The 21,170-nt window shown below is 70.4% G+C and carries 18 protein-coding genes; 9 read left to right on the top strand and 9 right to left on the bottom strand.

Going from position 1 to position 21,170, the window contains the following annotated elements; genetic code table 11:
- The first annotated feature begins 156 nt into the window (after positions 1–156).
- From ABD355_RS29895 to ABD355_RS29885, 3 genes are all read left to right on the top strand, one after another.
- On the top strand, positions 157–1,158 hold the full coding sequence (locus ABD355_RS29895) for a TerC/Alx family metal homeostasis membrane protein (protein WP_344403908.1): 1,002 nt from the start codon (positions 157–159) through the stop codon (positions 1,156–1,158).
- Between the two features lie 126 nt (positions 1,159–1,284).
- A complete protein-coding gene (locus tag ABD355_RS29890; RefSeq protein WP_344403907.1) occupies positions 1,285–1,599 on the top strand; it encodes a hypothetical protein in 315 nt (104 codons plus the stop codon).
- A gap of 60 nt (positions 1,600–1,659) precedes the next feature.
- Positions 1,660–2,760: a calcium:cation antiporter gene (locus ABD355_RS29885; protein ID WP_344403906.1), complete on the top strand. Its 1,101-nt coding sequence runs from the start codon at positions 1,660–1,662 to the stop codon at positions 2,758–2,760.
- Here ABD355_RS29885 and ABD355_RS29880 read toward each other — a convergent pair.
- The gene (locus tag ABD355_RS29880) at positions 2,750–4,021 is read right to left on the bottom strand and encodes an MFS transporter (RefSeq protein WP_344403905.1); all 1,272 of its coding nucleotides are present in this window, start codon (positions 4,019–4,021) and stop codon (positions 2,750–2,752) included. The two genes, ABD355_RS29885 and ABD355_RS29880, sit on opposite strands and share 11 nt — an antisense overlap.
- Positions 4,022–4,247: 226 nt before the next feature.
- Here ABD355_RS29880 and aroQ point away from each other — a divergent pair, with 226 nt between their 5' ends.
- Positions 4,248–4,721 (top strand): type II 3-dehydroquinate dehydratase, encoded by a 474-nt coding sequence (gene aroQ / locus ABD355_RS29875; protein WP_344403904.1) that lies wholly within the window; start codon positions 4,248–4,250, stop codon positions 4,719–4,721.
- 25 nt (positions 4,722–4,746) lie between these two features.
- Here the strand turns inward: aroQ and ABD355_RS29870 are convergent, their stop codons facing one another.
- The 5 genes from ABD355_RS29870 to ABD355_RS29850 form a co-directional block, all read right to left on the bottom strand.
- Positions 4,747–5,499: an amino acid ABC transporter ATP-binding protein gene (locus ABD355_RS29870; protein ID WP_344403903.1), complete on the bottom strand. Its 753-nt coding sequence runs from the start codon at positions 5,497–5,499 to the stop codon at positions 4,747–4,749.
- Positions 5,496–6,398, bottom strand: coding sequence for an amino acid ABC transporter permease (locus tag ABD355_RS29865; protein WP_344403902.1), 903 nt, complete (start codon positions 6,396–6,398; stop codon positions 5,496–5,498). The genes ABD355_RS29870 and ABD355_RS29865 overlap by 4 nt, the downstream gene beginning before the upstream one ends.
- The gene (locus ABD355_RS29860; RefSeq protein WP_344404075.1) at positions 6,395–7,279 is read right to left on the bottom strand and encodes an ABC transporter substrate-binding protein; all 885 of its coding nucleotides are present in this window, start codon (positions 7,277–7,279) and stop codon (positions 6,395–6,397) included. The genes ABD355_RS29865 and ABD355_RS29860 overlap by 4 nt, the downstream gene beginning before the upstream one ends.
- 505 nt (positions 7,280–7,784) lie before the next feature.
- A complete protein-coding gene (locus ABD355_RS29855; RefSeq protein ID WP_344403901.1) occupies positions 7,785–8,441 on the bottom strand; it encodes an MBL fold metallo-hydrolase in 657 nt (218 codons plus the stop codon).
- 54 nt (positions 8,442–8,495) lie between these two features.
- Positions 8,496–9,182, bottom strand: coding sequence for a maleylpyruvate isomerase family mycothiol-dependent enzyme (locus ABD355_RS29850; protein ID WP_344403900.1), 687 nt, complete (start codon positions 9,180–9,182; stop codon positions 8,496–8,498).
- A 229-nt stretch (positions 9,183–9,411) separates the two neighbouring features.
- Here ABD355_RS29850 and uvrA point away from each other — a divergent pair, with 229 nt between their 5' ends.
- Positions 9,412–12,441: an excinuclease ABC subunit UvrA gene (gene uvrA / locus ABD355_RS29845; protein ID WP_344403899.1), complete on the top strand. Its 3,030-nt coding sequence runs from the start codon at positions 9,412–9,414 to the stop codon at positions 12,439–12,441.
- Positions 12,442–12,531: 90 nt separating this feature from the next.
- Here uvrA and ABD355_RS29840 read toward each other — a convergent pair whose 3' ends face one another.
- The 3 genes from ABD355_RS29840 to ABD355_RS29830 all read right to left on the bottom strand — a co-directional run bounded on the left by ABD355_RS29840 (position 12,532) and on the right by ABD355_RS29830 (position 15,667).
- On the bottom strand, positions 12,532–13,452 hold the full coding sequence (locus ABD355_RS29840) for a carbohydrate kinase family protein (RefSeq protein WP_344403898.1): 921 nt from the start codon (positions 13,450–13,452) through the stop codon (positions 12,532–12,534).
- Positions 13,449–14,552 (bottom strand): LacI family DNA-binding transcriptional regulator, encoded by a 1,104-nt coding sequence (locus ABD355_RS29835; protein WP_344403897.1) that lies wholly within the window; start codon positions 14,550–14,552, stop codon positions 13,449–13,451. The genes ABD355_RS29840 and ABD355_RS29835 overlap by 4 nt, the downstream gene beginning before the upstream one ends.
- Before the next feature lie 158 nt (positions 14,553–14,710).
- The gene (locus ABD355_RS29830) at positions 14,711–15,667 is read right to left on the bottom strand and encodes a hypothetical protein (RefSeq protein ID WP_344403896.1); all 957 of its coding nucleotides are present in this window, start codon (positions 15,665–15,667) and stop codon (positions 14,711–14,713) included.
- A gap of 329 nt (positions 15,668–15,996) precedes the next feature.
- Here ABD355_RS29830 and uvrC point away from each other — a divergent pair, with 329 nt between their 5' ends.
- Genes uvrC through whiA form a run of 4 tightly spaced genes read left to right on the top strand, consistent with a single transcriptional unit; the run spans position 15,997 to position 21,024 of the window.
- On the top strand, positions 15,997–18,027 hold the full coding sequence (uvrC, locus tag ABD355_RS29825) for an excinuclease ABC subunit UvrC (protein ID WP_344403895.1): 2,031 nt from the start codon (positions 15,997–15,999) through the stop codon (positions 18,025–18,027).
- The gene (rapZ, locus tag ABD355_RS29820) at positions 18,024–18,980 is read left to right on the top strand and encodes an RNase adapter RapZ (RefSeq protein WP_344403894.1); all 957 of its coding nucleotides are present in this window, start codon (positions 18,024–18,026) and stop codon (positions 18,978–18,980) included. The genes uvrC and rapZ overlap by 4 nt, the downstream gene beginning before the upstream one ends.
- Entirely contained in the window at positions 18,977–20,044 is a 1,068-nt protein-coding gene (locus ABD355_RS29815) for a gluconeogenesis factor YvcK family protein (protein WP_344403893.1), read from the top strand. Before rapZ ends, ABD355_RS29815 begins: the two co-directional genes overlap by 4 nt.
- Positions 20,035–21,024: a DNA-binding protein WhiA gene (gene whiA, locus ABD355_RS29810; RefSeq protein ID WP_030933313.1), complete on the top strand. Its 990-nt coding sequence runs from the start codon at positions 20,035–20,037 to the stop codon at positions 21,022–21,024. Before ABD355_RS29815 ends, whiA begins: the two co-directional genes overlap by 10 nt.
- Positions 21,025–21,170 lie beyond the last annotated feature (146 nt).

Below are 21,170 nucleotides of genomic sequence, written 5' to 3'. Positions count from 1 at the left end.
TGTAGTCCGCACGGAGGGGAGTACTCCCGTCGATTGCGGCGTACCCGTCAATACGGATCAGAGCTGATCCCGGGGCGTCGGCCCACCCTGGGTGGAAGAGACCTCCGGCAGCGCGACGACGCTGGTCATCTGCCGTTACGTATTGCCGGAGGCACAGTGGATGTTTCCCCGACCCTGTGGGTCCTGACCATCGTGGGCCTTGCCGCCCTGATCGCGGTCGACTTCTTCATCGGCCGCAAGCCGCACGACGTCTCGATCAAGGAGGCCGGTATCTGGACGGTCGTCTGGATCGCCCTGGCCGGGCTCTTCGGGCTCGGTCTGCTCCTCTTCGGCGGCGGCCAGGCCGGCGGCGAGTTCTTCGCGGGCTTCATCACCGAGAAGTCCCTGAGCGTCGACAACCTCTTCGTCTTCGTCCTGATCATGGCGAAGTTCGCGGTGCCCACCCAGTACCAGCAGCGGGTGCTGCTCGTCGGCGTCCTCATAGCCCTGGTCCTGCGGGCGATCTTCATCGCCGCCGGAGCGGCGATCCTCGCCAGCTTCGCGTGGGTCTTCTACCTCTTCGGCGCCTTCCTCATCTGGACCGCCTGGAAGCTCATCCAGGAGGCCCGGGCCGATGAGGAGGACGAGGAGTTCGAGGAGAACAAGCTGCTCAAGGCCGCCGAGCGCCGCTTCGGCGTCGCCGACCGCTACCACGGCACCAAGCTGTGGATCCGGCAGAACGGCAAGCGGGTCATGACGCCGATGCTGGTCGTGATGCTCGCGATCGGCACCACCGACGTCCTGTTCGCGCTGGACTCGATACCCGCGATCTTCGGCCTGACCCAGGACCCGTACATCGTCTTCACCGCCAACGCCTTCGCGCTGATGGGCCTCAGGCAGCTGTACTTCCTGATCGGCGGACTGCTGAAGAAGCTGGTCCACCTCAGCTACGGCCTGTCGATCATCCTCGGCTTCATCGGCGTCAAGCTGGTGCTGCACGCGCTGCACGAGTCCGGCGTCCACGTCCCGGAGATCTCCATCCCGGTCTCCCTCGGTGTGATCTGCTCGGTCCTCGTCGTCACCACCATCACCAGCCTGCGGGCGTCGAAGAAGCAGGCGGCGGCTCAGGCGGCGCACGGCGAGAGCGAAGGCGCTGCGAAGGACAGCATCCAGGCCTGACTGCGACGGACGTAGAAACAACCAGCACCGGGAGCGGTGCGCGGCGAATTGCCGACCACCTCTCCCGGTGCTTCGTTGAGTGCTGAGCGCTTCCGCCGGGGAGCGCCGCTGCCGGGTGGAGGCATCGTGGAAGCACCGATGAAGTTCGCGCAGATCATCGACTTCGAAACCGAGCGCATCGAGGAGATGCGTGCGCTGGTCCAGGAAGCGGACAAGCGTGCCTCGAGCCGCAGCGGCGGCCCGACGCACCGCCTGGTCCTCCAGGACAGGAACCAGCCGGGCCGCTATCTCGTCGTCCTCGAGTTCGACTCGTACGACGAGGCCATGCGCAACAACAGCGACCCGGAGACGAGCAGGATGGCGGAGCGGATGGCGGCGCTGTGCAGCCGGCCGCCGTCCTTCACCGACTGCGACGTACGGGAGATGACCGAGCTGAAGTGACCGGCCCGGGCCCCGCACCGCCGGGGTGCGGGGCCCTTGGGGCTCTGCAACGATCTCTGCATGATCGCTCGGATCGGGTCGCTCACGACGCAGTGGACATCCGTCGTGCCGGTGCTCGCGATCGTGCTGCTGGCCTTCACCTGGGGGCGTGCTCTGCCCGCCGCGGTGGTCGCTGTGGTCACCCTCGTGCTCGCCGGCGCCGTCCTCGCCGCCGTGCACCATGCCGAGGTGGTCGCCCACCGGGTCGGCGAACCCTTCGGTTCGCTCGTGCTCGCGGTCGCCGTCACGGTCATCGAGGTCGCCCTGATCGTCACCCTGATGGCAGACGGCGGCGGCAAGAGCTCGACCCTGGCCAGGGACACGGTCTTCGCGGCGGTGATGATCACCTGTAACGGCATCGTCGGCCTCTGTCTGCTGGTCGCCTCCGTGCGCCACGGCACCGCGGTCTTCAACCCCGAAGGCACCGGGGCCGCGCTCGCCACCGTCGCCACCCTGGCGACGCTCAGCCTGGTACTGCCGACCTTCACCACCAGCAAGCCGGGCCCTGAGTTCTCGGAGGTACAGCTCACCTTCGCCGCGATCTCCTCGCTGATCCTCTACGGCCTGTTCGTCGCGACCCAGACCGTGCGGCACCGCGACTACTTCCTGCCCATCAGCCGCCAGGGCGGGGTGATCGCCGCGGACGACCACGCGGCCACCCCGGCCGTCCGCACCGCGTGGATCAGCCTGGGCCTGCTCGGTCTCGCGCTGATCGGTGTGGTCGGACTGGCCAAGGGCGTGTCGCCCACGATCGAGTCCGCAGTGGAGGCCGCCGGACTGCACCACGCGGTCGTCGGCGTGATCATCGCCCTGCTGGTCTTGCTCCCGGAGACCATCGCAGCCCTGCGCTCCGCCCGCCGCGACCGGGTGCAGACCAGCCTGAACCTCGCCCTCGGCTCCGCCATGGCCAGCATCGGTCTGACCATCCCCGCGGTCGCCCTGGCGTCCGTCTGGCTCTCCGGCCCGCTCGTCCTCGGCCTCGGCTCCACGCACATGGTGCTGCTCACCCTGACCGTGGTGGTGAGCTCGCTGACGGTGGTGCCGGGCCGGGCCACGCCGCTGCAGGGCGGAGTCCATCTGGTGCTGTTCGCGGCGTACTTGGAGCTCGCGGTCAGTCCATGACCGGCTCCGCAACGACCACCGCCGCCGGCCGTGTCTCCGGCAGCAGCGCGAAGCACCCCAGGCTCAGCAGCGCCATCCCCGTCAGATAGGCGCCCACGCCCCATGGCACCCGGCCCCCGTGCCCGGCCAGCGCCGTCGCCGCGATCGGTGTGAGCGCGCCCCCGAGCACCCCGCCGAGGTTGTAGCCGACGGCCGCTCCCGTGCAGCGCACCCGCGGCTCGTACAGCTCGGGCAGATACGCGGCGATCACTCCGAACATCGTGACGAACGCGAGCAGCGCCCCCAGGAAACCGGCGAACATCAGCAGCGGCTCACCGGTCGCGAGGAGGTAGACCGTCGGAAACATCCACGCGGCAGCGGCAGTGCACCCCACCAGGCACATCGGGCGCCGCCCGTAGCGGTCGCCGAGCAGCGCGGCCAGCGGGGTGAGCGCGCCCTTGACCACCACCGCGGCCATGATGCAGGTCAACATGACGATACGGCTGACTCCCAGCCGTTCCGTCGCGTACGCGAGGGACCAGGTCGTCACGGCGTAGAAGATCGCGTACCCGACCGAGAGGGCCCCGGCCGTCAGCAGGACGAGCCGCCAGTGGTGGCGTACGACCTCCGCGAGCGGCACGCGCGCGTGGTCGTCGATCTCGAGGAAGCTGGGGCTCTCGGCCAGCGACGACCGCAGCCACAGCCCCACCGCGGCCAGCACTCCCGCCGCCCAGAACGGCACCCGCCATCCCCACTGGGCGAACTGCGCCTCGGACAGCGTCGCCGACAGCACGAGCACCACACCATTGGCGAGCAGGAACCCCAGCGCGGGCCCGACCTGCGGGAAGCTCGACCACAGGGCACGCCGTTCGGCGGGCGCGTGCTCGGCGGTGAGCAGCACGGCCCCGCCCCACTCCCCACCGAGCCCCAGCCCCTGCAGAAAACGCAGCACCAGGAGCAGCGCGGGTGCGGCCACACCGATCGACTCGTAGGTCGGCACACAGCCGACCGCGACCGTGGCGGCGCCGGTCAGCAGCAGCGAGCCGACCAGGACCGGCCGGCGGCCGCGCCGGTCCCCGATGTGCCCGAACAGCACCGAGCCCAGCGGCCGCGCCACGAACCCCACGCCGAACGTGACGAAGGCGGCGAGCGTCCCCGCCGCCGGTGAGAACGCCGGGAAGAACAGCGGGCCCAGGACCAGTGCCGCGGCGGTCCCGTAGACGAAGAAGTCGTAGAACTCGATGGCCGTCCCGGCGAGCGAGGCGGCCGCGAGCCGCAGCATGGAGGGTCTCATTACGGTGCGTACGTCGTGCATGCCGCGTCAACTACCCACCGTGACAGCGGGTTACGGGGGCGCACGGGCGTGATCGGGCCTCGTCCGTACATGACGTTGATGCGCCGGGCGGCCCGTCGGGATGCGGGCCGTCCCGCCGCGAAGGCACCGTGATAAACCGGGTGCGAACAGCGGTCCTCGACGGATCGCCGGACACCACCGGACCGGAGGAACCGTGCCCCGCACCCTGGCCAACGCCCCGATCATGATCCTCAACGGGCCCAACCTGAACCTGCTCGGCCAGCGCCAGCCGGAGATCTACGGCAAGGACACCCTCGCCGACGTCGAGGCCCTGTGCGCCAAGGCGGCCGCCGCGCACGGCGGCACGGTGGACTTCCGGCAGTCCAACCACGAGGGCGAGCTGGTCGACTGGATCCACGAGGCACGGCTGAACCACTGCGGGATCGTCATCAACCCCGGGGCCTACTCACACACGTCAGTCGCGATTCTGGACGCACTCAACACCTGCGACGGACTGCCCGTGCTGGAGGTCCACATCTCCAACATCCACCGGCGCGAATCGTTCCGGCACCACTCCTACGTCTCCCTGCGCGCCGACGGCGTCATCGCCGGGTGCGGAGTGCAGGGGTACGTCTTCGGCGTGGAGCGCGTCGCGGCGCTGGTGGGAGCCGCTCAGACCGACGCGTAAGCCCCGGTCACCAGGCGCGCGGGTCTTACAGCCGGCCCGCCTCCACGATCCGCCGCAGGAACCGCTGCGTGCGTTCCTGCTGCGGGTCGCCGAAGACCTGCTCGGCGGTTCCGCGTTCCAGGACCACCCCTGAGTCCAGAAAACAAACCTGGTCGGCGACGTCTCGGGCGAAGCCCATCTCGTGCGTGGCCAGCACCATGGTCATTCCGTCGTCCTTCAGGTCCCGCACGACGGTGAGGACCTCGCCGACGAGCTCGGGGTCCAGGGCGGCGGTGATCTCGTCGAGCAGCAGCAGTCGCGGCCGTACGGCGAGAGCGCGCACGATCGCCACACGCTGCTGCTGACCGCCGCTCAGCCGGTCGGGGTACTCGCCCGCCTTGCCGCCGAGCCCGAGCCGCTCCAGCAGCTCCCGGGCGCGTTCCTCGGCCTCCGCGCGGGAGGCGCCATGCACCCGCCGCGGGGCGAGGGTGATGTTGTCCAGGACCGTCATGTGCGGGAACAGGTTGTAGGCCTGGAAGACCACGCCGATACGACGGCGTACCGCGTCCTGGTCGGCGCGCGGATCGGTGATCTCCTCGCCGTCCAGCCAGATCGCCCCGTCGTCGATCTCCTCCAGGAGGTTCGCGCACCGCAGCAGCGTCGACTTGCCCGAGCCGGAGGCGCCGATCAGCGCGGTCACCGTGTGCGGCGCGACCTCCAGGTCGACATCCCGCAGGACGACCGAGTCGCCGAAGGTCTTGCGCACGGACTCCATGCGCAGCACGGGCGCGTCGCTCATATCGATCCTCCCTGGGCCCGCCGGCGATCCATCCGTGCCGTCACCCAGTCCGTGAAGCGGGTCATCGGGATGGTCAGCGCCACGAAGACCAGGCCCGCGACGATGTACGGCGTGTAGTTCAGGCTCCGCTGGGCGATGATGTCGGACGCCCGGACGGCGTCGATCGCACCGCCGATCGACACCAGCCCGGTGTCCTTCTGGAGCGACACCAGGTCGTTCAGCAGGGGCGGCACCTGACGGCGTACCGCCTGGGGCAGCACCACGTGCCGCAGCGCCTGCCGGTTGGTCAGGCCCAGCGAGCGGGCTGCGGCGCGCTGCGACGGATGCACCGACTCGATGCCGGCGCGGAACACCTCGGCGACGTACGCCGCGTACGTCAGGGTCAGCGCCGTACCGCCCAGCCACACGGGATCGACGGTCACGCCCTGTAGGCGCAGCGCAGGCACGCCGAAGACGACGATCATCAGGTTGATGATCAGCGGCAGACCGCGGAAGAAGTCCGTGTACGCGGCCGCGAGCGCCCGCAGGGGGAAGAACACCGGCCCCGGCAGGGTCCGTGCGACGGCGATCAGCATGCCCAGGACGAGCACCAGCACACCGCAGATCAGCAGCAGCCGGATGTTGAGCCAGAGCCCTTCGAGGACCTTGGGGAACGCCTCGCGTGCGTAGCCCGCGTCGAAGAAGGTCTCCTTGGTGCGCTCCCAGCCGGGAGCGCTGACGACGACCAGGTAGAGGACGACGGCGGTGACGAGCGTCGAGACGGCGGCGATGGCCGTCGCGCGACGGGCACGCGCGCGCTTGTAGCGCTCGCGTGCCAGCCGCCGCTCGGACGGGGTGTACCCGTCGGGCATGTCACCCTGGCCTGCGTCCTTCCCGGACTCCTCCTTCGTGACCGTCACTTGAGCACCGGCGCGTCGACGGCGTCGGACAGCCACTGCTTCTCCAGCTTCGCCAGCGTGCCGTCCTTGCGGAGGGCGTCCACGGCCGACGACACGCACGAGGTGAGGGCACTGCCCTTGTCGAGGACGAGCCCGAACTGCTCGGGCGTACCGCCCTGGTTCTCGAACTGCCCGACGATCTTGGCGTCGGTCACCTGGGCGGCGGTGACGTAGAAGGCGGTGGGCAGGTCGGTGACGATCGCGTCCACCTGGCCGTTCTTGAGCGCGGAGATGGCCTGGTCGTTCTTGGAGTACGCGGCCGCCTCCTGCGAGGGCTTCACCACGTCGCTGATGTAGTTCAGGCTCGTGGTGCCCACCTGGGCGCCCAGCTTGAGGCCCTTGAGATCCGCGATGCTGCTCGCCTTCGCCGCCTTCGAGCCCTTCAGCGCGATGACGGCCTGGCGCACGTCGTAGTAGCCGGAGGAGAAGTCCACGGCCTTCTTGCGCTCGTCGCTGATGGACACCTGGTTGATGTCGAAGTCGAAGGTCTTCACGCCGGGCGCGAAGGCCTTGTTGAAGGGCACCTGCTGCCACACGACGGCGCTCTTGTCGTAGCCGAGCTGCTGCGCCACCGCGTAGGCGACGGCCGACTCGAAGCCCTTGCCGTTGGCGGGCTTGTCGTCCTTGAACCACGGCTCGTAGGCGGGCTCGTCCGTGGCGACCGTCAGCTTGCCGGACGTCTTGGTGGCCAACTTGCCCTTGGCGCAGGTCTTCGAGGCCGAACCGGACGGTGTGGCCGCCGCCTTGTCCTCCGGCTGCGGAGCGCAGCCGACAGCGGTGGCGAGCAGGCCTATGGTTGCCGCGGCGACGGCGCGGCGCAGTGCGCGAGGGGCGAGGTGCATGGCGGGAGAGTGGCAGTCCGGCGTCCCGTTTGTCGAGGTCACGTCGGGAATTGTCCGCATAGTGGGAACGCGTGTTGCGGCCTTGTGAACACTTCCTGAGAGAACGCCGGGGCCGCCGGTCGAGGGCGGGGAACGAAAGACCGGCGGCCCATACCGCGCAGGAGCCGTCATCCTGTGCGGGGCTGCTCCCAGTTGACTGCGCAACAAGCTGCCCGGGGAGCGCGCGCAGCACTTCGGCTCGTGTGAATGGTTCACACGGGGCGCGTGCGTCAAGTCGGCGCGGGCGTAGGGGAAGTTCACGCCGGAGCGAGGGCCGAGGACGCGGAGACGCGCCCCCGCACATCACGACATGTGCGCCGCGATGTGACGCATCTGCCGCCCTGCGCGCTGTAGGGCATGACTCCCATGGGTCAGGGCCCGTCCTCTCGAGGCGGCAAGCGGGCCGAGGTGTACAGGGGCGGTCAGGTCGTACCGCCTGACCGCCCCTGTGTGCCGTTCGGCGTTCTCACCACCCGCGCGCGTGCCACTCCGGCAGATGCGGTCGCTCCGCGCCCAGGGTCGTGTCGTTGCCGTGCCCGGGGTAGACCCAGGTCTCGTCCGGAAGCACGTCGAAGATCTTCGTCTCGACGTCGTGGATCAGGCTGGCGAACGCCTTGGGATCCTTACGGGTGTTGCCGACGCCCCCGGGGAAGAGGCAGTCCCCCGTGAAGACGTGGGGATGCCCGTGGGGGTCGTCGTAGACGAGGGCGATCGAGCCCGGCGTGTGCCCGACCAGATGGCGCGCGGTGAGCTCCACGCGTCCCACCCGGATGGTGTCGCCGTCGTCGACGAGGACGTCGGTCGGCACCGGGATGCCGACGGCGTCCTCCCGGCCCGCGTAGGTGCGGGCGCCGGTGGCCGTGACCACCTGGGCGAGCGCCTGCCAGTGGTCGCCGTGCTGATGGGTGGTGACGACGGAGGCGATGCCGTCGTCACCGATCATGCCGAGCAGTGTGTCCCCGTCGTTGGCCGCGTCGATCAGCAACTGCTCATCGGTGGCCCGGCAGCGCAGCAGATAGGCGTTGTTGTCCATCGGGCCGACCGCGATCTTGGTGATCATCAGGTCCTTCAGCTCGTGCACATCCGCCGGGCCGCCGACCGTCACCTGTCCGCTGTACGTCATGGCGGCAGCCTATAGCGGGGAGCGTGCCCGGAGCCCCCGCCCTGGGCCGCGCGGTCACAACGGCGGAAGCGCCGGCAGCGGGCCGCCCTGCACGGTCAGTCCGGAGCCGTCACGGCGCCCGGCCAGCCAGCCGAGCAGCTCCGGCGCCGGGCCCGAGACGGTGACCTCCGGCTCGGTCGCCTCCCGGCCCGTCCGCCACGCGCGCGTACCGTCCGTCAGCTGGGTGGGGGGCACATCGGGGTGCCCTGAGAAGCGTGCGGCCAGGAAATCGATCTCCCGCTGTGAGAACTCGGCCGGCAGATCCTCCAGCTCGTACCCGATCCCGAGGTCCACATGGTGCAGCTCCACCTCGGCCCACCGGCGGAACGGCACCTGGGACGCCGAGTCGGTGACCCCGTTGCGCAGCTCCACCGTGCGCGACCAGTCCGCCGGCACCGCCCCCGTCTCCTGGAAGCGGGCCGCGCTGTCGCGCAGATCGGTGAGCTGCACGTCGAGGGGCCGCGGGGCATCCCGCTCGATGTCGGCGTCGCGGGCCTTTCCGGACGGATACATGGGACGGCCCTCGAGGACGTTCACCAGGGCGTCAGCGTTGCGGGCGAGGTGGGCGAGGACGTGGCCGCGGCTCCAGCCGGGCAGCCGTGACGGCTCGGCCACCGATGCGTTGTCCAGTTTGGCGGCTGCGGTGAGCAGCCGGTCCGTTGCGTTGCGTACGGACGCCAGGTCATGACCGTGATCAATCATGCTGCTGACCCTAGCCCCGCCACACCTTTGGGTGAAGGTGGTGAAGCCGTGCCGTAAATCGAATGCGCGTGCTATATGGTCGGGCGTGGCGTCGGGCATGCTGGAGAGCCGGGGATTGTTATGCAACCCGGGAATCCGACCGGCGTTGTCAGTGGCTCCCCCTAGTCTGAGAAAGCACGGGGGCCTCGCCCCTGTCACTCCTCTCAAGCCAAGAAAGGTGCGGACCGGCGTGGCCGACCGTCTCATCGTCCGTGGCGCGCGCGAGCACAACCTCAAGAATGTCTCGCTCGACCTGCCGCGCGACTCGCTCATCGTCTTCACGGGCCTGTCGGGGTCGGGCAAGTCCTCGCTGGCCTTCGACACCATCTTCGCCGAGGGGCAGCGGCGCTATGTGGAGTCGCTCTCCTCGTACGCCCGCCAGTTCCTGGGCCAGATGGACAAGCCGGACGTCGACTTCATCGAGGGCCTGTCCCCGGCCGTCTCCATCGACCAGAAGTCGACCTCGCGCAACCCGCGCTCGACGGTCGGCACCATCACCGAGGTCTACGACTACCTGCGTCTGCTCTTCGCGCGCATCGGCAAGCCACACTGTCCCGAGTGCGGCCGCCCGATCTCGCGCCAGTCGCCGCAGGCCATCGTCGACAAGGTCCTGGAGCTGCCGGAGGGGAGCCGCTTCCAGGTGCTGTCGCCACTGGTGCGCGAGCGCAAGGGGGAGTTCGTCGATCTCTTCGCCGATCTCCAGACCAAGGGCTACTCACGCGCGCGTGTGGACGGCGAGACCATCCAGCTCTCCAGCCCGCCCACGCTGAAGAAGCAGGAGAAGCACACCATCGAGGTGGTCGTCGACCGCCTCACGGTCAAGGACTCCGCCAAGCGCCGCCTCACCGACTCCGTCGAGACCGCCCTCGGCCTGTCCGGCGGCATGGTCGTGCTCGACTTCGTCGACCTCCCCGAGGACGACCCCGAGCGCGAGCGCATGTACTCGGAGCACCTGTACTGCGCGTACGACGATCTGTCCTTCGAGGAACTGGAGCCGCGCTCCTTCTCCTTCAACTCGCCCTTCGGCGCCTGCCCCGACTGCACCGGCATCGGTACGCGCATGGAGGTCGACCCCGAGCTGATCGTCCCGGACGAGGACAAATCCCTCGACGAGGGCGCCATCCACCCCTGGTCGCACGGCCACACCAAGGACTACTTCGGCCGCCTGATCGGCGCCCTGGCGGACGCGCTGGGATTCCGCACGGACATCCCCTTCGCGGGCCTGCCGCAGCGCGCCAAGAAGGCGCTGCTCCACGGCCACAAGACGCAGATCGAGGTCCGCTACCGCAACCGGTACGGGCGCGAGCGCGTCTACACCACGCCCTTCGAAGGTGCCGTCCCCTTCGTCAAGCGCCGGCACAGCGAGGCCGAGAGCGACGCCAGCCGCGAGCGCTTCGAGGGCTATATGCGCGAGGTGCCCTGCCCCACCTGTGAGGGCACCCGCCTGAAGCCGATCGTCCTCGCGGTCACGATCATGGGGAAGTCGATCGCCGAGGTCTCCGGCATGTCCATCAGCGACTGCGCCGACTTCCTGGGTGAGCTGAAGCTCAACGCCCGCGACAAGAAGATCGCCGAGCGGGTGCTGAAGGAGGTCAACGAGCGGCTGCGGTTCCTGGTCGACGTCGGCCTGGACTACCTCTCGCTGAACCGCGCGGCAGGCACCCTCTCCGGCGGCGAGGCCCAGCGCATCCGCCTGGCCACCCAGATCGGCTCCGGCCTCGTCGGCGTCCTCTACGTCCTGGACGAGCCGTCCATCGGCCTGCATCAGCGCGACAACCACCGGCTGATCGAGACCCTGGTCAGACTGCGCGACATGGGCAACACGCTCATCGTCGTCGAGCACGACGAGGACACCATCAAGGTGGCCGACTGGGTCGTCGACATCGGCCCCGGCGCGGGCGAGCACGGCGGCAAGGTCGTGCACAGCGGCTCCCTGAAGGAGCTGCTCGCCAACGCCGAGTCCATGACCGGCCAGTACCTGGCCGGCAAGAAGTCGATCCCGCTGCCCGACATCCGCCGCCCGCAGGACCCCTCCCGCAGGCTCACGGTGCACGGCGCCCGCGAGAACAACCTCCAGGACATCGACGTCTCCTTCCCGCTGGGCGTGTTCACGGCCGTCACGGGCGTGTCAGGCTCCGGCAAGTCGACGCTGGTCAACGACATCCTGTACACGCACCTGGCCCGCGAGCTGAACGGCGCGCGGAGCGTCCCCGGGCGGCACACGCGCGTGGACGGCGACGACCTCGTCGACAAGGTCGTGCACGTCGACCAGTCGCCCATCGGCCGCACCCCGCGCTCCAACCCGGCGACGTACACCGGCGTCTTCGACCACATCCGCAAGCTGTTCGCCGAGACCACCGAGGCGAAGGTCCGCGGCTATCTGCCCGGCCGCTTCTCCTTCAACGTCAAGGGCGGCCGCTGCGAGAACTGCGCGGGCGACGGCACCATCAAGATCGAGATGAACTTCCTCCCGGACGTGTACGTCCCCTGCGAGGTGTGCCACGGCGCCCGCTACAACCGGGAGACCCTGGAGGTCCACTACAAGGGCAAGTCCATCGCCGAGGTCCTGAACATGCCCATCGAGGAAGCCATGAACTTCTTCGAGGCGGTCCCGGCGATCAACCGCCACCTCAAGACGCTGAACGACGTCGGTCTCGGCTATGTCCGGCTCGGCCAGTCCGCCACCACCCTGTCCGGCGGCGAGGCGCAGCGCGTGAAGCTCGCCAGCGAGCTGCAGAAGCGCTCCACCGGGCGTACGGTCTACGTCCTGGACGAGCCGACCACCGGTCTGCACTTCGAGGACATCAGCAAGCTGCTGACGGTGCTTGCCGGCCTGGTCGACAAGGGCAACACGGTCATCGTCATCGAGCACAACCTCGACGTGATCAAGACCGCCGACTGGATCGTCGACATGGGCCCCGAGGGCGGCGCCGGCGGCGGACTCGTCGTCGCCGAGGGCACGCCCGAGGAGGTCGCCGGGATCCCGGCCAGCCACACCGGCAAGTTCCTGCGGGAGATCCTCGGCGCCGACCGGATCAGCGACGCCAGCTCGGTACCGGCCCCGCGCAAGACCGCGGCCAGGAAGACGGTCGCGGCAGGGTCGGCGGCCAAGAAGACGGCGACGGCCAGGACCGCCGACAACACCGCCACGAAGAAGGCGGCCGGCGCCACGAAGAAGGCCACGCCCGCGAAGAAGACGACGCGGACACGAAAGGCCTGAACGGATCCGGAACGGTGCGGCGCCCCGCGGGAGAACTCCCGCGGGGCGCCGCACCGTTGCAAGCCGGGCTGTCTGGCCCGCGCAGGAGAGTTACGGAGCCTGCACCTCGTCCAGTTCGGAGGCATACGGCGGCTCCGCGCCCGCCCGGGAGCAGGTGACCGCGGCAGCCCGCGCCGCGAAGCGCAGCAGCCTGGTCCAGCCGTCGGCGCCCAGCCCCAGGAGCGCCTCCGCGGACAGGGCGTCCTGGGCGGCCAGACCGTGCAGGAGAGCCGCGTTCACCGTGTCGCCGGCGCCGATGGTGTCGACGACGTCGACCTTCTCGCCCGGCACGGGGTGCACGGCCCCGTCCCGGGTGAAGGCGCTGAGCCCGTCGCCGCCATGGGTGATCACGACGGCCGCGGGCCCGGCGGCCAGCCACTCCCGCGGGGAGCCGCCCAGCCACAGGGCGTCCTCCTCGGAGAGCTTGAGCAGCGAAACCGAGGGCAGCCAGCTCCGGAAACGCGCCCGGTAGGCGTCCGCGTCGGGAATCAGGCCCGCCCGGATGTTGGGGTCGAGCGCGGTGAACACGCCCTGCGCGGCCGCGGTCCGCAGCAGGGTCTCGTAGGCCGTCGCCCCCGGCTCCAGGACGAGCGAGCAGGTGCCGAAGGACACCGCCCGGGTCTCGGCGGGAAGCGCCTCGGGCGCCACGAACAGCCGGTCGGCGGTGCCCTCGACGTAGAAGGAGTAGGCGGCGGATCCGTCCGCGTCGATCGTGGCGACCGCGAGGGTGGTCGGCTCCGCACCGCGCTGCACGGCCGAGACGTCCACTCCTGCTGCCCGGAGCCCGTCGAGCAGCGCCTCGCCGAAGGCGTCGCGTGAGGTGCGGGAGCAGAACGCCGTGGCGGAGCCGAGACGGCCGAGGGCCACGGCCGTGTTGTACGGGCCGCCGCCGAGCGCCGGCTTCAGGCCCGCGAGAGCCCCTGTGCCCTGCGGTACCAGGTCGATCAGAGCCTCACCGGCGACGACGATCACGAGGCGGTTCCTTTCTCGCGCTTCCCGGACTTCTCGGGCTTCTCGAATCTCTCGGGCTGTTCGGGTTGTGCGGACCGCGCCGTCCCTTCCGGGCAGCCGCACGAGGTCCGGTGGACCAAGGTGCAGGGAAGTCGCAGGGTGCGGGCGGGGCGGCTCGGGGAGGCGAGGCGTTCCAGGAGTACCTGGACCGCCTGGGCGCCGATCTCGCGGCTGGGCTGGGCGACGGCGGTCAGCCGCGGCGAGAACAGGTCCGCCCAGGCGAAGTCGTCGAAGCAGCACAGGGCCATGTCCTCGGGCACGGACAGACCGCGCTCGCGCAGGGCACGCAGCGCACCGATGGTCATCGCGTTGTTGGCGGTGACGAGCGCGGTGGGCGGGGCGGCAAGGGACAGAAGAGCCGTGGTGGCGCGCTCGGCGTCGGCGGACTCGGAGTTGCCGTGCACCAGGAGGCGTTCGTCGTGGGGGAGCCCGGAGGCGGCGAGGCCGTGACGGTATCCGGCGACGCGTTCGCGGGTGGTGCTGAGCCCGGGCCGGCCTGCGACCAGGGCGATCCGGCGATGGCCGAGCTCGGCGAGGTGGGTGACCAGCCGGGCGGTCGGTTCGACGCTCTCGGCGCAGACCTGGTCGTAGGCGGGTGTTCCGTCGGCCGGGGTCGTGAGGAGCCGGTCCAGGAAGACCGCCGGCACGCCGTGGCGGCCGAGGTAGGCGAGGAGGTCGCCCGGGTTCGCCGAAGGGGCGACGATCATGCCGTCGACCCGGCGTTCGTGCAGCAGCTGGACGACCTTGCGCTCGTGCTCCGGGTCGTCGTGCGGATCGGCGATGAGCAGGCTGTAGCCGTGTTCCAGGGCGCCGGCCTCGACGCCCTGGAGGATCTCCGTGAAGTACGGGTTGCTGATCGCCGACACCGCGAGCCCGATGGAGCGGGTGCGCGCGGTCACCAGGGAGCGGGCGAGGGTGTTCGGGGTGTAGCCGAGCCGGTCGACGGCGTCCAGGACGGCCTGGCGGGTGTGGGGGAGGACGGGCCGGGTGTCGTTCAGGACGTGCGAGACGGTCGCCACGGAGACCCCGGCGCTTCGAGCGACGTCGGCCATGGTCGCCATCGCGTCCCCCTTCCTGGGCCCCGCCCCTTTCGACGGCACGGCGTGCCTTCCGGCCGGGACGGTATCCCATCCGCGGTCCCGCGTAAACGCTTGCGCAAACGTTTACGTCGCGTGACGGCGCAGAAGTACGTCGATCTGGTCGGCCCCTGGGGCAGGACTCACTCCCAGTCCCACCCGATGCCCACGACTCCCGTCCGCACCCGGGGCTCGACGAGGTGGACCGAGTGGTGGCGGCCGCTCAGGGGCAGTTCCTGGCGGCCGCTGCGCGGGGCGGCGGGCGAGTGCTGGGCGAAGCGGTGGCAGCGGGAGGGCAGGGCCTGCTCGTCGAAGCGCACCTGGAGCGCGTACTGCCCGCCGGCCGGCCCGAAGCCGCGGATGTACTCGCGGGACACGCCGGCGGTGCCGTCCTCGATGCCGTAGCGGAAGAGGAAGGTGTCCCCGGCCCGCAGGCGGGTGTCGAAGAGGAGTTCGGCCACGAGTACGCCGGTGTCGTGGTGCACGCGCACGCGTCCCGTGCGGCAGTTCTCCAGTGCGTGCACCCGCATGCGTTCCGGCGCGCAGCCCGGGTCGCCGTGGTGGACGGCCACGAAGCGGTCCACGCCGTCCTTGTGGGCGCGCACTATGTGGTGGGATTCGCGGCCCGCCAGTTCGCGGTGGGCGCCGATGCGGACCCGCTCGTGGTGCCCCAGGGTGTGCAGCCCGCCGTCCAGGGGCGAGCCCAGCTCGGCCAGCAGCCGCTCCAGGACGCCCGACGCCTCCACCAGGGAGCGGTAGGAGCGGCCCGCGGGCCGCCCCGCGCACGAGGGTTCGTCGGTCTCCGCGAGCAGCCGGATCAGGGACTCCTCCGGCAGCTGGAGGATCTCCTCCAGCGCGCGTACGGCCCGCAGGGACTCGGGGCGCTGCGGGCGTCGGGCACCCTGCTGCCAGTAACTCAGGCTCGTCACACCGACCTTGACCCCGTAGCGCGACAGATGGTGCTGCACGCGCTGCAGGGGCAGTCCGCGGGCGGCGATCGCGGCACGCAGTGCGACGTGGAAGGGGCCGCCCCGCAGGGCGGAGTCCAGTTCCGCGGTCACGACGGCGGCGACGTCCGCGTGCTGTGTGGCGTGCGGCATGCAGGGGCCTTTCTGTGAATGCTCGCTACGGCTGGTCGGGCCGGGTCTGTGCGTGCCTCGGGGCCACCCCGTCGGCGCCGGGGAGTCTTCACATCCGTACGCCGTCGTTCCCGGTCCCGAGTTCCCCCGCATTGAAGCGTGTTGACCTAGTCCCGACAACACCTGAGGCCCAACAGCGGTGCACTCCTGGCCGAGACGCGATCGGTGTCTCGACCCGGCGCGGTGGTGTGGGTCACCGAGGGTGACGCTTCCCGAGTCGCGGTGGCCCGGGCGGGAGCGTCGTCCACAGGCCCGCCGCACTGTCAGCCCTCGCCAGTAGGGTGTGAGACATGGCCGATCCCTCCAGCTACCGCCCCAAGCCGGGACAGATCCCGGACTCGCCAGGGGTGTACAGGTTCCGTGACGAGCACCGCCGGGTGATCTACGTCGGAAAGGCGAAGAGCCTGCGCCAGCGCCTGGCGAACTACTTCCAGGACCTGGCCGGACTCCACCCCCGCACCCGCAGCATGGTCACCACGGCCGCGTCCGTGGAGTGGACCGTGGTGTCCACCGAGGTCGAGGCCCTGCAGCTGGAGTACTCCTGGATCAAGGAGTTCGACCCCCGGTTCAACGTCAAGTACCGCGACGACAAGAGCTACCCGTACCTCGCGGTGACGATGAACGAGGAGTTCCCGCGCGTCCAGGTGATGCGCGGCCACAAGCGCAAGGGCGTGCGCTACTTCGGGCCGTACGGGCACGCGTGGGCGATCCGCGACACCGTGGATCTCCTGCTGCGCGTCTTCCCGGTGCGCACCTGCTCGGCGGGTGTCTTCAAGAACGCCGCCCGCACCGGCCGCCCCTGTCTGCTCGGCTACATCGGCAAGTGCTCCGCTCCCTGCGTCGAGCGCGTCTCCGCCGAGGAACACCGCGAACTGGCCGAGGAGTTCTGCGACTTCATGGCCGGCCGTACGGGGACGTACCTGCGCCGCCTCGAGAAGCAGATGACCCAGGCGGCCGAGGAGATGGAGTACGAGCGGGCGGCCCGCCTGCGCGACGACATCGAGGCACTGAAGAAGGCCATGGAGAAGAACGCGGTCGTGCTAGCCGACGCGACCGACGCCGACCTGATCGCGGTCGCCGAGGACGAGCTGGAGGCGGCCGTCCAGATCTTCCACGTACGCGGCGGACGGGTGCGCGGCCAGCGCGGCTGGGTCACCGACAAGGTCGAGGAGATCACCACCGGCGCCCTCGTCGAACACGCCCTGCAGCAGCTCTACGGCGAGGAGAAGGGCGACTCCGTCCCCAAGGAGGTCCTCGTCCCGGCCCTGCCCGACCCGGTCGAGCCCGTTCAGGAGTGGCTCACCGAGCGCCGCGGCTCCGCGGTCTCGCTGCGCATCCCGCAGCGCGGCGACAAGAAAGCCCTGATGGAGACGGTCGAGCGCAACGCCCAGCAGGCGCTCGTGCTGCACAAGACCAAGCGCGCCTCCGACCTGACCACGCGCTCGCGTGCCCTGGAGGAGATCGCCGAGGCGCTCGACCTGGACAGCGCCCCCCTCCGCATCGAGTGCTACGACATCTCGCACCTCCAGGGTGACGACGTGGTGGCCTCCATGGTCGTCTTCGAGGACGGCCTGCAGCGCAAGAGCGAGTACCGCCGCTTCCAGATCAAGGGCTTCGAAGGCCAGGACGACGTCCGTTCCATGCACGAGGTGATCAACCGCCGCTTCAAGCGGTACCTCGCGGAGAAGGAGAAGACGGGCGAGTGGGCCGACGGCGAGAACACGCTCACCGAGGAGGACGGCCGCCCCAAGAAGTTCGCCTACCCGCCCCAGCTCGTCGTCGTCGACGGCGGACAGCCCCAGGTCGCCGCGGCCAAGAAGGCCCTCGACGAGCTCGGCATCGACGACGTCGCCGTGTGCGGACTCGCCAAGCGACTGGAGGAGGTCTGGCTGCCGGACGAGGACGACCCGGTCGTCCTGCCCCGCACCAGCGAGGGCCTGTATCTGCTGCAGCGCGTCCGTGACGAGGCGCACCGCTTCGCGATCACCTACCAGCGCACCAAGCGGGCCAAGCGCTTCAGGTCGAGCCCCCTGGACGACGTCCCGGGACTCGGCGACACACGCAAGCAGGCACTTCTGAAACATTTCGGTTCGTTGAAGAAACTACGATCCGCCACCATCGACCAGATCTGCGAGGTCCCCGGCATAGGCCGCAAGACGGCCGAGACGATCGCCGTCGCCCTCGCCCAGGCGGCCCCGGCCGCGCCCGCCGTGAACACGGCGACTGGAGAGATCATGGAGGAGGAGCCCGGAACCACGGGTTCCAGCGGGCAGCCCGTAGCCATGGGCGCCCCGGACGAACGACGGGGGCAGGAGACATGAATGTGAACGAGCACGACGGGCAAGAAAGCCAGACCGGAGACGGAGCACAGGTGAGTACGGGCAGCGACACGCCCGGGGCGGTCCCCGAGGCGGCCATCCCGGAGCTGGTGATCATCTCGGGCATGTCCGGTGCGGGCAGGTCGACCGCCGCCAAGTGTCTGGAGGACCTCGGCTGGTTCGTCGTCGACAACCTGCCGCCTGCGCTGATCCCCACCATGGTGGAGCTCGGCGCCCGCTCGCAGGGCAACGTCGCCAGGATCGCGGTCGTCGTCGACGTCCGTGGGCGCCGCTTCTTCGACAACCTCCGCGACTCCCTCGCCGACCTGGAGGCCAAGCACGTCACCCGGCGGATCGTGTTCCTGGAGTCCTCCGACGACGCCCTGGTGCGCCGCTTCGAGTCGGTCCGTCGCCCGCACCCCCTGCAGGGCGACGGCCGGATCGTCGACGGCATCGCCGCCGAGCGCGAGCTGCTGCGCGAGCTGCGCGGCGACGCCGACCTGGTGATCGACACCTCCAGCCTGAACGTGCACGAACTGCGGGCCAAGATGGACGCCCAGTTCGCCGGCGAGGAGGAGCCCGAGCTGCGGGCCACCGTCATGTCCTTCGGCTTCAAGTACGGCCTGCCGGTCGACGCGGACCTGGTCGCGGACATGCGCTTTTTGCCCAACCCGCACTGGGTCCCGGAGCTGCGCCCCTTCACCGGTCTGAACGACGAGGTCGCCGCGTACGTCTTCAACCAGCCCGGCGCCAAGGAGTTCCTCGACCGCTACGCCGAGCTGCTCCGCCTCATCGCGGCCGGCTACCGCCGCGAGGGCAAGCGGTATGTGACCATCGCCATCGGCTGCACGGGCGGCAAGCACCGCTCCGTGGCCATGTCGGAGAAGCTCGCCGCGCGCCTTGCGGCCGAGGGCGTGGAGACGGTGGTCGTGCACCGGGACATGGGACGCGAATGACGGAGCGTTCTCCGCGGCTGAGCAGGCTGCGCCGGGTCGTGCCCGAGTCCCGCGCGGGCCGGCCCGTCGAAGCCCGCGGCGCCCGGCCGCGCCGCCGCGGCGCCCAGCCCAAGGTGGTCGCCCTCGGCGGCGGCATGGGCCTGTCCGCCTCGCTCGCCGCGCTGCGCCGGATCACCGGCGACCTCACCGCCGTCGTCACCGTGGCCGACGACGGCGGCTCCAGCGGGCGCCTGCGCGACGAACTGGGCGTGCTGCCGCCCGGCGACCTGCGCAAGGCGCTGGCCGCGCTGTGCGGCGACGACGACTGGGGACAGACCTGGGCCCGCGTCATCCAGCACCGCTTCCAGTCCAAGGGCGACCTGCACGAACACGCGGTCGGCAACCTCCTGATCGTGGCCCTGTGGGAACAGCTGGGCGACCATGTCCAGGCCCTCGACCTGGTCGGCAAGCTGCTCGGCGCGCACGGGCGCGTGCTGCCCATGTCCGCCGTACCCCTGGAGCTGCAGGCACTGGTCAAGGGGCACGACCCGGAGCGGCCCGAGGACGTCGACACCGTGCGGGGACAGGCGACGGTGGCGCTCACGCCGGGCGAGGTGCAGTCCGTGCACCTCGTGCCGCACGACCCGCCCGCCGTCCCCGAGGCCGTCGAGGCGGTCCTGGACGCCGACTGGGTCGTCCTCGGCCCCGGCTCCTGGTTCTCCTCGGTCATCCCGCACCTGCTCGTTCCCGAACTCCTGGACGCCCTCACCGAGACGAAGGCACGCCGGGTACTCTCGCTGAACCTCGCCCCGCAGCCCGGAGAAACCGAAGGCTTCTCCCCGCAGCGTCATTTGGAGGTTTTGGGACGACACGCCCCTAAACTCGCCCTGGACGTGGTGCTGGCCGACGAGGCCGCCGTGCCCGACCGCGACGTGCTCACCGAAGCCGCCAAGCGGTTCGGTGCCGCGGTCGAGCTGGCGCCGGTGGCCCGGAGGGACGGAACTCCGCGGCACGACCCGGAGCTGCTGGCCGCCGCGTACGACCGTATTTTTCGGATGCATGGAAGGATCGGCCCATGGCGATGACGGCAGCGGTGAAGGATGAGATCTCCCGGCTCCCCGTCACCCGGACCTGCTGCAGAAAGGCGGAGGTCTCCGCCATTCTGCGGTTCGCCGGCGGCCTCCACCTGGTCAGCGGGCGCATCGTGATCGAAGCGGAGCTGGACACCGCGATGGCGGCGCGGCGCCTGAAGCGGGACATCCTGGAGATCTTCGGCCACAGCTCCGAACTGATCGTGATGGCGCCCGGCGGACTGCGCCGCGGTTCGCGCTATGTCGTTCGGGTCGTCGCCGGCGGTGACCAGCTGGCCCGGCAGACCGGCCTGGTCGACGGCCGGGGCCGCCCGATCCGCGGTCTGCCCCCGCAGGTGGTCTCGGGGGCCACCTGCGATGCGGAGGCCGCCTGGCGCGGCGCGTTCCTGGCGCACGGCTCGCTGACCGAGCCCGGCCGCTCCTCCTCCCTGGAGGTGACCTGCCCCGGCCCGGAGGCCGCGCTCGCCCTGGTCGGCGCCGCCCGTCGGCTGTCGATCGCCGCGAAGGCGCGCGAGGTGCGCGGCGTGGACCGTGTGGTCGTCCGTGACGGCGACGCGATCGGCGCCCTGCTCACCCGCCTCGGCGCGCACGAGTCGGTGCTGGCCTGGGAGGAGCGCCGGATGCGCCGCGAGGTGCGGGCCACGGCGAACCGTCTCGCCAACTTCGACGACGCCAACCTGCGCCGCTCCGCACGCGCGGCCGTCGCCGCCGGCGCCCGCGTACAGCGCGCTCTGGAGATCCTCGGCGACGAGGTTCCCGAGCACCTCGCGGCCGCCGGGCGGCTGCGCATGGAGCACAAGCAGGCCTCGCTGGAGGAGCTGGGCGCGCTCGCCGACCCGCCGCTGACCAAGGACGCCGTCGCCGGCCGTATCCGGCGACTCCTTGCGATGGCCGACAAGCGCGCCTCCGACCTCGGCATTCCGGGCACGGAGTCCAGCATCACCGAGGAGATGGCCGACAACCTGGTCGGCTGACCCTCGCGGTCAACACGCCGGTGCCGACGCCCACTTGGGCCGTCGGCACCGGTTTTCTCTGTCTTTGAGGCGCCCTTGACTCGGCTGTGAAGTGGCATGAGCCTGGCAAGCACTTTCGTCACCGTGACGAAGGACTGCTAGGGGGG

The organism is Streptomyces longisporus, from assembly GCF_039532765.1.
Taxonomy (GTDB): domain Bacteria; phylum Actinomycetota; class Actinomycetes; order Streptomycetales; family Streptomycetaceae; genus Streptomyces; species Streptomyces longisporus.
The sequence above is the reverse complement of the archived record's forward strand: the minus strand, read 5'-3'. Positions and strand labels throughout refer to the sequence as shown.